At 42.5% G+C, this 12763-nt stretch carries 15 protein-coding genes and 1 pseudogene; 9 read left to right on the forward strand and 7 right to left on the reverse strand.

All coding sequences use genetic code 11. The features are described from left to right. The first annotated feature begins 3 nt into the window (after window positions 1-3). The 3 genes from OCK74_RS05695 to OCK74_RS05705 are packed head-to-tail and all read left to right on the forward strand — an operon-like array spanning window position 4 to window position 1950. Entirely contained in the window at window positions 4-453 is a 450-nt protein-coding gene (locus OCK74_RS05695) for a DoxX-like family protein (RefSeq protein WP_279296045.1), read from the forward strand. Between the two features lies 1 nt (window position 454). After that, a complete protein-coding gene (locus OCK74_RS05700) occupies window positions 455-1198 on the forward strand; it encodes a DUF2071 domain-containing protein (RefSeq protein WP_279296046.1) in 744 nt (247 codons plus the stop codon). Next, complete coding sequence (locus OCK74_RS05705; protein ID WP_279296047.1) at window positions 1186-1950, forward strand: methyltransferase domain-containing protein; 765 nt, start codon at window positions 1186-1188, stop codon at window positions 1948-1950. Before OCK74_RS05700 ends, OCK74_RS05705 begins: the two co-directional genes overlap by 13 nt. A 435-nt stretch (window positions 1951-2385) precedes the next feature. On the opposite strand, the gene OCK74_RS05710 is transcribed toward OCK74_RS05705, so the two are convergent. Further along, window positions 2386-2919 carry a thioredoxin family protein gene (locus OCK74_RS05710; RefSeq protein WP_279296048.1) on the reverse strand — a complete coding sequence of 178 codons (534 nt, stop codon included), beginning with the start codon at window positions 2917-2919 and terminating at the stop codon, window positions 2386-2388. A 97-nt stretch (window positions 2920-3016) separates the two neighbouring features. Continuing rightward, a complete protein-coding gene (locus OCK74_RS05715; protein ID WP_279296049.1) occupies window positions 3017-6463 on the reverse strand; it encodes a hypothetical protein in 3447 nt (1148 codons plus the stop codon). A 110-nt stretch (window positions 6464-6573) separates the two neighbouring features. Between OCK74_RS05715 and OCK74_RS05720 the strand changes: the two genes are divergently transcribed. After that, on the forward strand, window positions 6574-7218 hold the full coding sequence (locus tag OCK74_RS05720; RefSeq protein WP_279296050.1) for an MBL fold metallo-hydrolase: 645 nt from the start codon (window positions 6574-6576) through the stop codon (window positions 7216-7218). 20 nt (window positions 7219-7238) lie between these two features. On the opposite strand, the gene OCK74_RS05725 is transcribed toward OCK74_RS05720, so the two are convergent. Together OCK74_RS05725 and arfB are read right to left on the reverse strand one after the other, a co-directional pair. Continuing rightward, entirely contained in the window at window positions 7239-8768 is a 1530-nt protein-coding gene (locus OCK74_RS05725; RefSeq protein WP_279296051.1) for an oligosaccharide flippase family protein, read from the reverse strand. A gap of 45 nt (window positions 8769-8813) precedes the next feature. Beyond that, a pseudogene (gene arfB / locus OCK74_RS05730) lies at window positions 8814-9191 on the reverse strand (alternative ribosome rescue aminoacyl-tRNA hydrolase ArfB); the annotation flags it as partial. Between the two features lie 112 nt (window positions 9192-9303). On the opposite strand from arfB, the gene dtd reads away from it, so the two are divergent. The 5 genes from dtd (at window position 9304) to OCK74_RS05755 (ending at window position 11759) form a co-directional block, all read left to right on the forward strand. Continuing rightward, window positions 9304-9756: a D-aminoacyl-tRNA deacylase gene (dtd, locus tag OCK74_RS05735; protein WP_279296053.1), complete on the forward strand. Its 453-nt coding sequence runs from the start codon at window positions 9304-9306 to the stop codon at window positions 9754-9756. Window positions 9757-9818: 62 nt separating this feature from the next. Next, window positions 9819-10211, forward strand: a complete 393-nt coding sequence (locus tag OCK74_RS05740; RefSeq protein WP_279296054.1) for a group III truncated hemoglobin — start codon at window positions 9819-9821, stop codon at window positions 10209-10211. Next, the gene (locus OCK74_RS05745) at window positions 10208-10534 is read left to right on the forward strand and encodes a nucleotide pyrophosphohydrolase (RefSeq protein WP_279296055.1); all 327 of its coding nucleotides are present in this window, start codon (window positions 10208-10210) and stop codon (window positions 10532-10534) included. The genes OCK74_RS05740 and OCK74_RS05745 overlap by 4 nt, the downstream gene beginning before the upstream one ends. Before the next feature lie 61 nt (window positions 10535-10595). Next, a complete protein-coding gene (gene tadA / locus OCK74_RS05750) occupies window positions 10596-11036 on the forward strand; it encodes a tRNA adenosine(34) deaminase TadA (protein WP_279296056.1) in 441 nt (146 codons plus the stop codon). A gap of 114 nt (window positions 11037-11150) precedes the next feature. Then, window positions 11151-11759: a superoxide dismutase gene (locus OCK74_RS05755; RefSeq protein WP_279296057.1), complete on the forward strand. Its 609-nt coding sequence runs from the start codon at window positions 11151-11153 to the stop codon at window positions 11757-11759. 50 nt (window positions 11760-11809) lie between these two features. Here the strand turns inward: OCK74_RS05755 and yidD are convergent, their stop codons facing one another. Genes yidD through rpmH form a run of 3 tightly spaced genes read right to left on the reverse strand, consistent with a single transcriptional unit; the run spans window position 11810 to window position 12671 of the window. Beyond that, on the reverse strand, window positions 11810-12040 hold the full coding sequence (gene yidD, locus OCK74_RS05760; protein ID WP_279296058.1) for a membrane protein insertion efficiency factor YidD: 231 nt from the start codon (window positions 12038-12040) through the stop codon (window positions 11810-11812). Continuing rightward, the gene (gene rnpA / locus OCK74_RS05765) at window positions 12024-12479 is read right to left on the reverse strand and encodes a ribonuclease P protein component (protein WP_279296059.1); all 456 of its coding nucleotides are present in this window, start codon (window positions 12477-12479) and stop codon (window positions 12024-12026) included. The genes yidD and rnpA overlap by 17 nt, the downstream gene beginning before the upstream one ends. A 36-nt stretch (window positions 12480-12515) precedes the next feature. Continuing rightward, window positions 12516-12671, reverse strand: a complete 156-nt coding sequence (gene rpmH / locus OCK74_RS05770; RefSeq protein WP_026309617.1) for a 50S ribosomal protein L34 — start codon at window positions 12669-12671, stop codon at window positions 12516-12518. Window positions 12672-12763 lie beyond the last annotated feature (92 nt).

The following is a 12763-nucleotide window of genomic DNA, read 5'->3' on the forward strand; positions in this document are numbered from 1 at the left end:
AAAGTGAAAATCCTGTCTCGTTGTCCTAAAAAACTTTACACTTGGTATCATCCAGGTTTTATAATGACAGACACAAGAAAATATCATCTTCTAAATTGCTTCATTGCAGCTGTTTGGCTCATCAACGGACTTTTTTGTAAAGTGTTGAACCTAGTCCCAAGACACCAGGATATCGTTGCAAGAATTTTAGGTGACGGCCATGCACGACTGCTCACTCTTTTAATTGGGTATTCAGAGATTGCAATGGCAGTTTGGATATTAAGCGGTATTTGGAAACGAGTCAACGTAATAACTCAAATACTTGTTATTTTGACTATGAACATATTTGAGTTCATTCTTGTACCTGACCTGTTGCTTTGGGGTAAGGGCAATGCTGTTTTTGCCTTACTTTTTATACTTTTAATCTACTACAACGAGTATCATCTCAATAAGAAAATTGCTTTACAGACGTAATATGTTTTTAAATCTGAAAAACCATCCTTTTGCTGTTGAGGCTTTTTTTGAAAGTTCTATAGTTTTGACATTTGCAATTCCCAAATGCCAGTTTCAAGATATTATTCCTCCTTGCCTGGAATTAGATACTTTCAAAGATCAATGGGCTTTCATTGCTGTAGCGATGGTTCAGACAAAAAACTTAAGACCCAAAGGCTTTCCTAAGATTTTGGGTAACGATTTTTTTCTTATCGGCTATCGTGTGTTTGTAAAGTATGTGAACAATGCAGGCAAGCGGTTAAGAGGACTCTATATTCTTAAATCCGAGACGGACAAAAAGAAAATGGAATTCTTTGGAAATATTTTCACGCATTATAAGTATACAACCACCGATATTCATCAAACAAAGCATTCTGGTACTTTACAAATCCATTCCAATAATTCAGATTTTAAAATTCTAATTGACACCACCCAAAACGAAGATATTTCCCTCCCCGACGGCTCACCTTTCTCTGACTGGAAAGAAGCAAGAAGGTTTGCAGGGCCATTGCCTTTTACTTTTACCTTTAACCCTGATACTAAGAAAGTTTTAATAATTGAAGGTGTAAGAGAAAATTGGGTACCTAGCCCGGTTAGAGTTATTGATTACCGTTTTTCTTTTTTAGATAATTTAAATATGCATGATATCAAATTGGCGAATGCTTTCATTATAAAAGATATACCCTACTACTGGAAAAAAGGAAAACTTGAACAATGGATAGCGTAAGAAAACCATTCCAAGGAGTATGGAATATCATCCGCTTCAATTGGCACTATTATATATTGTCAATTTTCTTAGTTTTATTTATTCTTTTACTGCAAAAAAGCTTCAACCAGTCCTTTAAGGTTGCAGCAAATATTCTGGCGCTCCTTATCATTAGTTCAACATTGATTACATTAATTGTTTCCTTGTATATCTACGATTTCTCCAAATTATATACACTTACATGGTTAAGCAATCTAAAACAAGGTGGCAAGGAAACAATTATCAACATCAATGCTGGTTTTGATGAGACAAGTAGCTTGCTTAAGCGAAAGTTTGAAAATTCCGAATTACTGGTGGCTGACTTTTATGACCCGGAAAAGCATACCGAGCTTTCAATCAAACGAGCAAGAAAAGCTTATCCGCCATTTCCGAATACATTTCGAATAAGTACGAAACATTTACCAATAGAAGACAGTTCTGCAGATAAGATTTTTGCAATTCTATCTGCACATGAAATCCGGAATGAAAAAGAAAGAATAGCTTTCTTTAATGAGCTACAAAGGGTCTTAAAGGCATCCGGACAAATTATTGTAACAGAGCATTTAAGGGACACCGCTAACTTTCTTGCTTACAACATTGGCTTTTTTCATTTCCACTCTAAAGCAACCTGGCATAAAACCTTTCATTCATCAAGGCTTCAAGTTGCAAAAGAGATTAAAATTACTCCATTCATATCAACCTTTATTCTTGAAAAAAATGGTTCTGCATCTTAAAATAACCGGTGTGCTTCTCATTCTTTTGGCACTACTTCATGTGATTTTTCCAAGATACTTTAAATGGAAGGTTGAATTAAATTTGGTGAGCCACATCAACAGGCAGATGATGTATGTGCATACTTTCTTTATCGCTCTTATTGTTTTCCTTATGGGACTACTTTGCCTGACTTCATCAACGGAACTGTCAACAACGGATTTTGGCAAAAGAATTTCATTGGGGCTTGGCATTTTTTGGACGACCAGGCTGTTTATTCAATTCTTCGGGTACTCATCATTACTGTGGAAAGGAAAGACATTTGAGACAAGAGTTCACGTTCTATTGTCAATTCTATGGACATATCTTAGTAGCGTATTCATTTTAATATATTTAGTATGAGCAGTTAGGCGTGAAGAACAGACGATAATATTACTGGACGAATAAAACAAGACTGTTTACAATTCATTCTCCCTAAACCTCTTCCCGATAACATCTAAGGCATTTGCGTCCAGCTTTGAGGTCTTTTGCAGCACCTTGATAAAATAATCCACTTCTTCCTTTTTTGCCGGGCATCCTGAATTCTTACCTGGCTGGCTATCTATACGAGAGTCGGCGAGAAGATTTCCTTTGGCATCTAGTACGGCCCAATAGGGAATACCTTCTGTTGACGTGCCACCAAACTGCTCCATCATTTCCTGCGCCCCGGGATTTTCCAGCTTTTTCTTGTCTTTAAATTCATTGACGACCAGGTGTCTGAAGACATAATTATCCTGGAAATACTTTTTCACTTTGGGATCATTTAGCGAGGAATCCATTTTATGACACCAGCCACACCAGGAGGCATGGAATATCAGGATAATGTTTTTCTTTTCTCTGCCTGCCTGCTCTTTGGCTGACGCTAATACTATAGAGGCTGGTTCAGGTGTTGTTTGTGCAAAGCCAGAAGCAAAAACCAGGAAAGCCAGGGTAGTTAGAAATAATTGTTTCATGTAGTAGCATTATAAGATGAATGTAAACAAAAAGAGATGCCCTTAAGCATCTCTTTCTATATACTGGGTTAGTAGGTCTTTAACTGATCCGTCATTTCTAAAAGTCTAATCCCATTGCAAAATACCATTGAGGCTTTCCTTTGAAGACACCATCCATTTGCCATGCACAGTCAAGGCGTAAGAAATAGCCAAGAAGAGTGCTGCGGGCTCCAAAGCCATAACCGCCGGCTAAAGGCCCAACACCTCCGGACTTCAGGCGCACAATAACCGGACCATCGCCATAAGGTACTGATGGACGCTCAATCTTATCGTAGTTTCCGTTCCAGGCAGTCCCCAAGTCTACAAATTGCACCAGCTGCAAATTGCGCAGGAAAGCATTGTTCAATGGCTTGTTCAGCAAGGTGCTGAATACCGGCATTCTTACTTCGCTGTTGATCACAACATTGTTATTACCATTGGCAACATTCTGCTTGTAGCCTCTCAGATTTATGGCAAGTGCCTGGTATGCGTAATTGTTATCAGGATCAGGACGGTTGGTAGGGTCAAAGTAGCGGAAGCCAGTTATGTTGCGGTTACCATCCTCTTTTGCATTATTACCAAACTTCAGCCAGCCATCAACACCACCAAGGTAGTAGATCACTTTCTGGTTGCCCCACGAAAAATCTGCTGAACCACGAACCGCCCAGATGATGTTGCGATAAATTGGCAGATAATGGCGGGCGTCAAAACCGGCATTGAACATGAAGCGTCCCTCTGTATTCTGTACATGGCTCATTTGCGTGAACCAGTCAACATAAGCTTTCCATCGCAAGCCATGCCAGATGTTTAAAGCCGGATTGGTGGTATTGTCATGTACATACTCTAATGAAAACTGTGCAAAGGTGTTGGTCGAGTCCTTGACGCTCAAAGATTCCCTGTCTACACCGCTAATGACAAAGCGGTCGAACCGGGGACCAACAGTGGCCCGAAAACTACGGACCTTGTCGATTGCGTACCGCATACGGCCAAGGTAATAATTGGAATACTGCTTGCCGGGATAGATAATGTTGGTAGTGTTGTCAGGGAACGTGATGTATTTATTATTCTTGATGCCTAAAGCAACTTCTACATTACTACGGTAAAAGGTGAAGCCCCAATCGAGCCTTTTGCGCAGGTTGGTAAATTCAAACAGGATGTCATTGTCCTTCAGGTTGGTTGCCAGCCTGAAGCCACCGGAAATTTTGATGTCTTCAAAAAGATCAACTGTTCCCATGCGGATCAAACCACTCAGGTCGTCGCCATTCGATGGATCGATTGGACCCTGGCCTCCCTGGTAAGGCTGGTATTTATTGAATACAAAAACCGTATTGTTCAATCCGGCTACCACATAATCGTTGAAGAATTTAGGCGGGCGGTATTCAAAAAGCTTTGCTTTTTTCAATACGCCTGCCTCTCCCGGCAATTCTGTTGTTTCAAAAACTTTTCCAACGTTAATGTTGGTGTCTTTCGTTTCATTGCCAAACTCTGTTTGGAAAATATCCTGGGCCCTTGATGTATCACCTGGCTGGGGGGCCGGTATTTCGGCAGCTTGGGTTGTCGTCAGTCGTTCATGTTCCCTAAGCTTTTTCATGAATTCTGTTGGCTTAGCCGTTACATTGCGACGACGTAAAGTGCTTTCGTCTACACGCAGGCGATACAGGAACTTATAATTACCTTGCTGCGTTACCTCACTGACCTGGGAGTTGTCACCGGCAGTGCGTGTTTCCCGAAGCCCACTTTGGTAGTTTGTAAGCGGAAATACATAAGCTGAATCCGTAGTCACCGATACCATACCAACAGAGTCAATATCCGTTTTATTCCATTCTTTCAGGAGGCTGTCCACTTCCGGCTCTGTAGGATTTCTTAATATTTCATCGCCAATGTATACCAATGTATCCAGGCCAGCTCTTGCCGTGCTGAAGAAGCCTGCATAACGGTTGTTGATACCGTTCTCATCATTGACAAATGTAAAATGGTACGTATTGTATTGCGATGGATAACGGGCATTGCCAAATCTCAGGTTGGTGAGTTGGGATACCTGTTTATAATCAGATTTGTTCCAGTTATCAATCAGGAAGATATTGAATCGTTTCGCAGGCATTGCCGTATCGTTATCAACAGCCTTAGGTGATGGACGATTAGAAGAGAACAGAATACCTGTCTTGTTAGGGAAGGAAACAAAGGATGGATCCAGGTCATCGTACACATCATTGGTGATCTGTTCGACCGTTTGTTTCTCGATGTTGTAAACGAATATGTCTGTCTGACCGCTTTTTACGGCACTGATCAGCAACGTATTCGAGTTCAGCATATACTTTACATCCTGAATCTGGTCAAACTGGTGCAACTCCTGCTTGTTAAACTTGACACGGGCTACCGCATCATAAACAAACATTTTAATCTTGCCTTGTTCAGTGTAAACTACTGTCAGGCGGGTACCCTTGGGATCCCAAGCCAGGATCGGATAGTTAGGATTCACTTCATCCTCGCGGCTGCGGGCACCAGTCTTCAGGATCACTTTACGGTTAACAAAGTTTTCGTTGATCACCACCTGGTATTTACCCTCTTTGAATTCTACCACGGCATAAGTAAAGCTACGGGGCTGGGGATTGGCATTGAAGCGGATAAAATCTTTCTTACGGATCTCTTCTGTCACAGACAATTGTCCTTTAGGAACCAGCCTGCGGCCGCGGACATCTTTGTAGTACATTTCCGGCATCTCCGTCATAAATTCCTGCAGTATATCCTTGAACTTCTTTTTGGCGATTCTTTCTGAAGCACTATTCAGATTGCGGTAAATGCGGGCGAGGTACAACAGGTAGGTTGTTTTGCTTTTACCATATTTGTTTCCGAAATAATACCAGAAAGCATGGCCTGCCAAAAGAGGTTTTTTAAATGCGAACTGGTAGAATGTTTTATACTCGGCGCTCAGCATGGCGTTCTTCAACTGGTCGTCCAAATCGGTATTCCATGGTTCGGCAACATAATCTATATAACCATCTGTCAGCCATGCAGGCAGGTCCAGCAAAGTTTGATTGGCAGCCATTTCACCCAGGTCGTCACCAAACAAAATGTTTTGTACTAAGACCTGTGCAATGCCCTGGCGCACCTGGCGGCGCAGGTTGTTGTGGTTGGCATCAAAATAGACCAACATCTTGTTGTTCACCAGTTTGGTAACACCACCGGTATTTTGCCAGTCAATACCAAGGCCGATATTTGATTGCTGTAATTCGTCAAAATTGTTGTACACCACTACGTTTGCACGGCGTTGCATACCATATTCAACAAATTCTTCTATGCTGGGCAGTTCCCTTTCGGCAATTTGCGCCACGTATTTCCCGATTTCAAGACCATCCTGGCTGAAATAAGTGTTGAAGTTGTCTGTCTGATAATATTTCCATGAGAATTTTTGATATTGCACCCTGTTTTTCCCATATTCCACAGTGCTTACTTGTGCACTTGCAATAAGGGTAAATGAAAGCAAGGTAATGCCACTTAAAACTAATCTTTCGAAGAATCTGTTCATAGAAGTGTAATCAAGTTTCAAAGTATGATAAGCTGGACTGTAAATTGCACCCTGAGTTTAAACAATACAAATAAAACCACAATCTAAATCTAAAATACGAAAAAGCCAGTATGTTGTATATTCAGTCATTTACGTTTAGCCCGGTGCAGGAAAATACCTACATCCTGTATAACGATGAAAAACAATGTTGTATTATAGACCCCGGCTGTTATTTTGCCTCCGAGGAGGAAGAATTGAAGAGTTTTATTAAAGATCATGGGCTGACTCCTGTTTTGCTCCTGAATACTCATTGCCACCTGGACCATATTTTCGGTAATCGTTTTGTGCAAAAGACGTTTGGTCTGAAGCTGCACTTACATAAATTGGAAAAGCAGGTTTTGGATTATGGGCCTGTATCCGGCCAAATGTGGCAGTTGCCATTTGATAATTATGATGGGGAACTGGTTTATATAGATGAAAACGATGTCATCAGATTGGGTTCCGAAGAGTTGCAAGTATTATTCACTCCGGGGCATTCTCCTGGTCATATCTGCTTTTACAGTAAGCCTCACAAGTTCCTGATCGGGGGAGATGTGTTGTTCAATGGAAGCGTTGGCAGAACCGACTTGCCGGGAGGCGATTTTGCTACACTGGAACAAAGCATCAAAACAAAATTATATACGCTTCCTGAAGACGTGATCGTGTATCCCGGTCATGGAGATTCCACCACTATTGGCGAAGAAATGAAAACCAATCCCTTTGTAAGTATGATATAACAGGTTTACATGTAAACCTGTTATCTTACCCCCAGGCTTGTATTCCCTTTCTTTAAAAACCTTCCTACTACCGGCAATCGCTCAAACTCTTTCCGTTCCACGTTCAATACCAGTATGGCAAATAGTGAAAGCAGTATCAGGGCTAAGCCCCTGTCGGCCCAGGCTCCAAGATTCAATTGTTGGAATAAGACATACCCTCCGTACAACCCAACAACAATCAGAATAAAAGCAACCAGTTTCTTTGTCGCATAAGGAACCGGATATATTTTCTGTCCCCATACATATGAGACCACCATCATGCTGCCATAGCAAAGGAATGTAGCCCAGGCGCAGGCCATATAACCATAGCGGGGAATGAACAGGTAGTTGACCAGGATTGTGGTTGCGGCTCCAATGATCGTGATCCAGGCTCCTGCCATAGTATTTTTGGATAATTTATACCAGATAGAGAGATTGTAGTATATGCCCAGGAACATATTGGCGAGCAATAAGATAGGCACCACTTTCAGACCTTCCCAATAATTTGGATTTTGAATAAAATGTTTCCAGACATCCAGGAATAGTGCCACAACCAGGAACATAAAGCAAATGGTGATCACGAAAAACTTCATGACCCTGGCATATACCTTTTGTGGCTGCTGACCTTGTGCCTGTTTGAAAAAGAATGGTTCTGCGCCCATCCTGAAAGCCTGTACAAATAAAGTGATCAGGATCGATAGCTTATAGCATGCACTATAGGCGCCCACTTCAAACTTGGCAGCAGCTTCGGTAGGAGCGGAGGTCCACCAGCGCAGCATCACCCGGTCAAAGGTTTCATTGATCATACCTGCAAAACCAGCAAGGATCAGGGGGGATGAATAAATCATGATCTCCTTCCACAGCCTGGAATTGAATCGCCACCGGAAGGCAAAAAACTCTTTCGACAGCATCAGGAATGTAGCAATGGCTTGTACCAGGTTGGCAATGATCACATAGCCCACCCGGTTCTCAGCGTTATAGAAAATCCCGATAAAGCTATCAGGGTCTTCTTTCTGAATTTGTGGGCATACCGACAGGAAGAAGAAGGTCAATGCAATATTGATGATGATACCTGCAATGCGTACTGTTGCAAATTTGACCGGCCGGCCTTCAAAGCGGAGCCGCGCAAAGGCCAGCGTGGAGAGCGCATCGAAGGCAATAATAAAAGCGCTCCAGGTAAAATACTCGGGATGCTCTTCCAGCCCGATGATGCTGGCAAACACATTATTGAAAAGGACCATGAGGGTGGTCAGCAGGCATGTAGAAAGAATAAGCGATACGCTGGCCGTGTTATACACATCCAACTGCTGTTCCTTATTAGCTGAAAAACGGAAATAGGCCGTTTCCAGTCCGTAAGTGAATATGATATTCAGAAATGGAATAAGGGCGTATACCAAACTCATCTCACCATAGGCCACACCGGAAAGGGTGGCGGTAAGGTAAGGCGTAAGTAAATAACTTAAAAAACGTGCTGCAATGGAGCTGGCTCCATACCACAACGTTTGACCCGCTAACTTTTTAATGCCACTCAAAGAATGTAATTTTTGGAGGGCAAATGTAATTCAAGAGTTCGCAAGTTAAAACCTAAACTTCTTCCTGCTTTCTTTCTTTTCCGAGAAGCGCTTTTTGCTGTCAAGGCGTCGCTCTTTTGATTGTTTGGTTGGCTTGGTGGCAATGCGCAACTTCTTTTTCCGGAGCGCCTCGCCAATCAATTCATTGATTTTGTTGACAGCTTCTTCCTTATTGGACAGCTGTGTACGGTGCATTTGCGCCTTCACCACCAACTGCCCTTCCGAATTGATGCGGTTGACAAGCTTGTGTTGCACCTTTTCTTTTTGTTCGTTTGAGAGCAATTGAGAACTCCCTACATCAAAAAAAGCTATCACTGCGGTCTCTACTTTATTTACATTCTGTCCGCCCTTACCACCGCTCCTGGTGGTTTGAAGCTTAATCTCGGATGAAAAATCGATCATAGTTACGAAGTTAGAGATCCGGGTAGTTTGTTCTGTGCATTTCTGACGTTGTATTTGTGTGGTACTTCTATCTTCGTGCCTCGGAATTTTAATTATGCGTGTTGTTATTCAGAGAGTTTCCAGGGCCAGCGTTACTGTGGATGGTGCAGTAACCGGAAAAATCGGAGCAGGATTATTGGTGCTGCTGGGAGTGGAAGATGCCGATAGCGAGGAGGATATTCAATGGCTCAGTAGTAAAATTATCAATTTAAGAATTTTTAATGATGAAGCGGGCGTGATGAACCGTTCTGTTATAGATGTGGGCGGTGATATCTTATTGGTAAGCCAGTTTACACTTCATGCCAGTACAAAAAAGGGAAACCGGCCCAGTTACATCCGTGCCAGCAAGCCACCCTTCGCCATACCAATGTATGAAAAGCTGATGGGCCAGCTGCAAAAAGACCTGGGGAAAAACATTGCAGCCGGCATATTCGGTGCCGATATGAAAGTTGAACTGCTGAACGACGGACCTGTAACCATTATAATTGATAGTAAAAACAAGGAATGAAGGGAATGACGAATGACGAATAAGAGTGATTCGAGTCGTTCACAATAACATTGAACAGTTAAATGAGTAATAAAAGAGATATACAAACCAGGGAAGACCTTTTATTTATGCTGGCGGCTTTTTATGAAAAGGCGTTCCAAGATGAATTGATAGGCCGCTTTTTTACGGAGGTAGTTCCTTTGGACCTGGAGGAGCACCTGCCAGTAATTACAGATTTCTGGGAGGCTATCGTTTTCGGGCAACATACCTATCGTAAAAACGTAATGGCCGTACACCAGCATATTCACCAGTTGTCGCCCATTTACAAGGAACACCTCGATCGCTGGGTAGAGATATTTATTAGTAACGTGGATGAATTTTTTGCCGGTGAAAAGGCTGACCTGGTAAAACACAGAGCTGCATCAATTGCTACACTCATGAATATGAAACTCAATAATCCAATAGGTAAATTATGACTATCAAAGATGCCCAAGTGCAAATAGACCAATGGATCAAAACAGTCGGTGTCCGATACTTCAACGAATTGACCAACCTTGGTATACTCATGGAAGAAGTAGGGGAGCTGAGCCGGATCATGGTGAGGACTTACGGCGAGCAATCATTCAAAGAAAGCGATAAAAATAAAAACCTTTCTGATGAACTGGCCGACGTACTTTGGGTGCTGATGTGCATTGCCAATCAAACCGGCGTTGACCTTACCGAGGCTCTGCAAAAAAACTTTGAAAAGAAAAACATCCGCGATGCCAACAGGCACCAGCAAAACGAAAAATTAACCTGAGAACAGTAGAAGTGAAATTTAAAATGTTGAACTATTCTAATCACCTGATTAATCCACGGTTATGAATGACGAACACTACATGAGGCAGGCGCTGGCGCAGGCCCAGAACGCCTTTGATGAAGATGAAGTACCTGTGGGCGCCATTATCGTACTCAACGATAAGATCATTGCCCGTGGTTATAACCAGGTAGAGAAATTGAATGACCCGACTGCACATGCGGAGATTATTGCATTAACATCGGCCTTTAACTTTCTCGGCAGTAAGTATCTACCAGAAGCTACTATATACGTTACCGTTGAACCCTGCGTTATGTGTGCAGGCGCCCTGTACTGGAGTAAAATAGGCCGCATCGTATATGGTGCCGCTGATGAAAAGAATGGATATAAAAGAGTGGCTGGCGAAGTTTCTCCATTTCATCCTAAAACCCTGCTGAAAACAGGTGTGCTGAAAAACGAATGTGCTGAACTGATGAAAGAATTCTTCCGCCAGCGCAGAAAGTGATTTGAATGATGAATGATTCGAATCATTCGTCATTTCCTTTGTTTGTTTACATTTGTGCCTCCGAAGGAAACGATAGATAAATATTAAATTGTAAATCTTAAAACGAAAATCATTATGGCATTCACCTTACCACAGTTGCCTTATGCACACGAAGCTTTAGAACCGCATATTGATACCCAAACAATGCAGATCCACCACGGCAAACACCACCAGGCTTATGTGGACAATCTGAATAAAGCTATTGCCGGTACAGAACACGAAAATAAAAGTCTCGAAGCACTGATCGCTATTGCTGGCTCCATTTCTCCTGCTGTACGTAACAATGGCGGTGGCCACTGGAACCACACTTTCTTCTGGGAGATTTTGGCCCCTAACGCTGGCGGACAACCGACTGGCAGACTGGCTGAAGCCATCAACCAGACTTTTGGTTCATTCGACGCTTTCAAGGAAAAATTAAACACAGCTGGTGCAACCCGCTTTGGTAGCGGTTGGGCATGGCTGATCGTTAGAGATGGCAGATTGGAAGTAACTTCTACTCCTAACCAGGACAACCCGTTGATGGATGTTGCCGAGGTTAAAGGTACTCCGATCTTAGGTGTGGATGTTTGGGAGCATGCTTATTACCTGAAATATCAAAACCGCCGTCCGGAATACCTGAACGCATTCTGGAACGTGATCAACTGGAGTAAAGTGAGCGAGCGTTTTGAAAATGCAAGCAAGTAAGAGCGATCAACACTTTAATAAAAAAGCTGGCCCCTGAGTCAGCTTTTTTATTAAGGCACCGGGTCATACCCGCTCCCGCCCCATGGGTGACATCGGCTGACGCGTTTCAGCGTCAGCCAAAAGCCTTTGAATACACCATATTTCTTAAATGCTTCCAGACCATATTGCGAGCAGGTTGGCGTATAGCGGCAGGAGGGACCCAGCCATGGTGAAATGGCCAGTTGGTAAAACCGGATAAGTCCGATAAATGGCAGGGCCAATATTTTAACTAGTTTTTTCATTGCTTTTTTCTGCTTTCTTCTGTAATAGTTTCAAGCATTTGGTCATGGCCTCAAAAACAGTTGAATAAGTAGGCAGTGATTTATCGATGTATATAAAAAAGACGTGCCCTTTTAATTGATTGGTTTGCAGGAAGGTAGCGATTTCTTTTTTTTGCAGCCGGTAGGCTTCCCGCATTAGTCGTTTGATCCTGTTTCGATCTACAGCCCGTTTAAAATAACGTTTGCTGGCTGACACACCGATTTGCATACCGCTCTTTTCGCCTTCAGCCGGGGGGGAAAGAGCGTAAGATATCCGCAGGGGAAAGCACATGAATGTTTTACCGTTCGCAAAAAGCGATTCTATTTGTTTGCGGCTTTTCAGCTTTTCCTCTTTCCCTAATGCAAATTTTTTGGCCATTTTCGTATAAAGCAAAATAGCCCCGTTACCGGAGCTATTCAATGTAAAAAGTTAAGACCCCGCAGGCCTTCAAGCGTTCTATTTTAATTTTCTTTCGTCGCTTACAGTCAGTTTCTTACGGCCTTTCGCACGACGGCTTGCCAACACTTTTCTGCCATTAGCTGTTTGCATACGCTTACGGAATCCATGAACAGTTTTACGACGTCTGCGATGCGGTTGAAATGTACGTTTCATTTAAAATAAGTTTTTTCACGTTCTAAAATCACCTGTGGAGAACCAGGTTTGTTTTCAGTTTCTACAGGTCACCACACCCATAGTTTGTGAAA

The sequence above is a fragment of the Paraflavisolibacter caeni genome, from assembly GCF_025628885.1.
GTDB classification, from domain to species: Bacteria; Bacteroidota; Bacteroidia; order Chitinophagales; family Chitinophagaceae; genus Flavisolibacter; species Flavisolibacter caeni.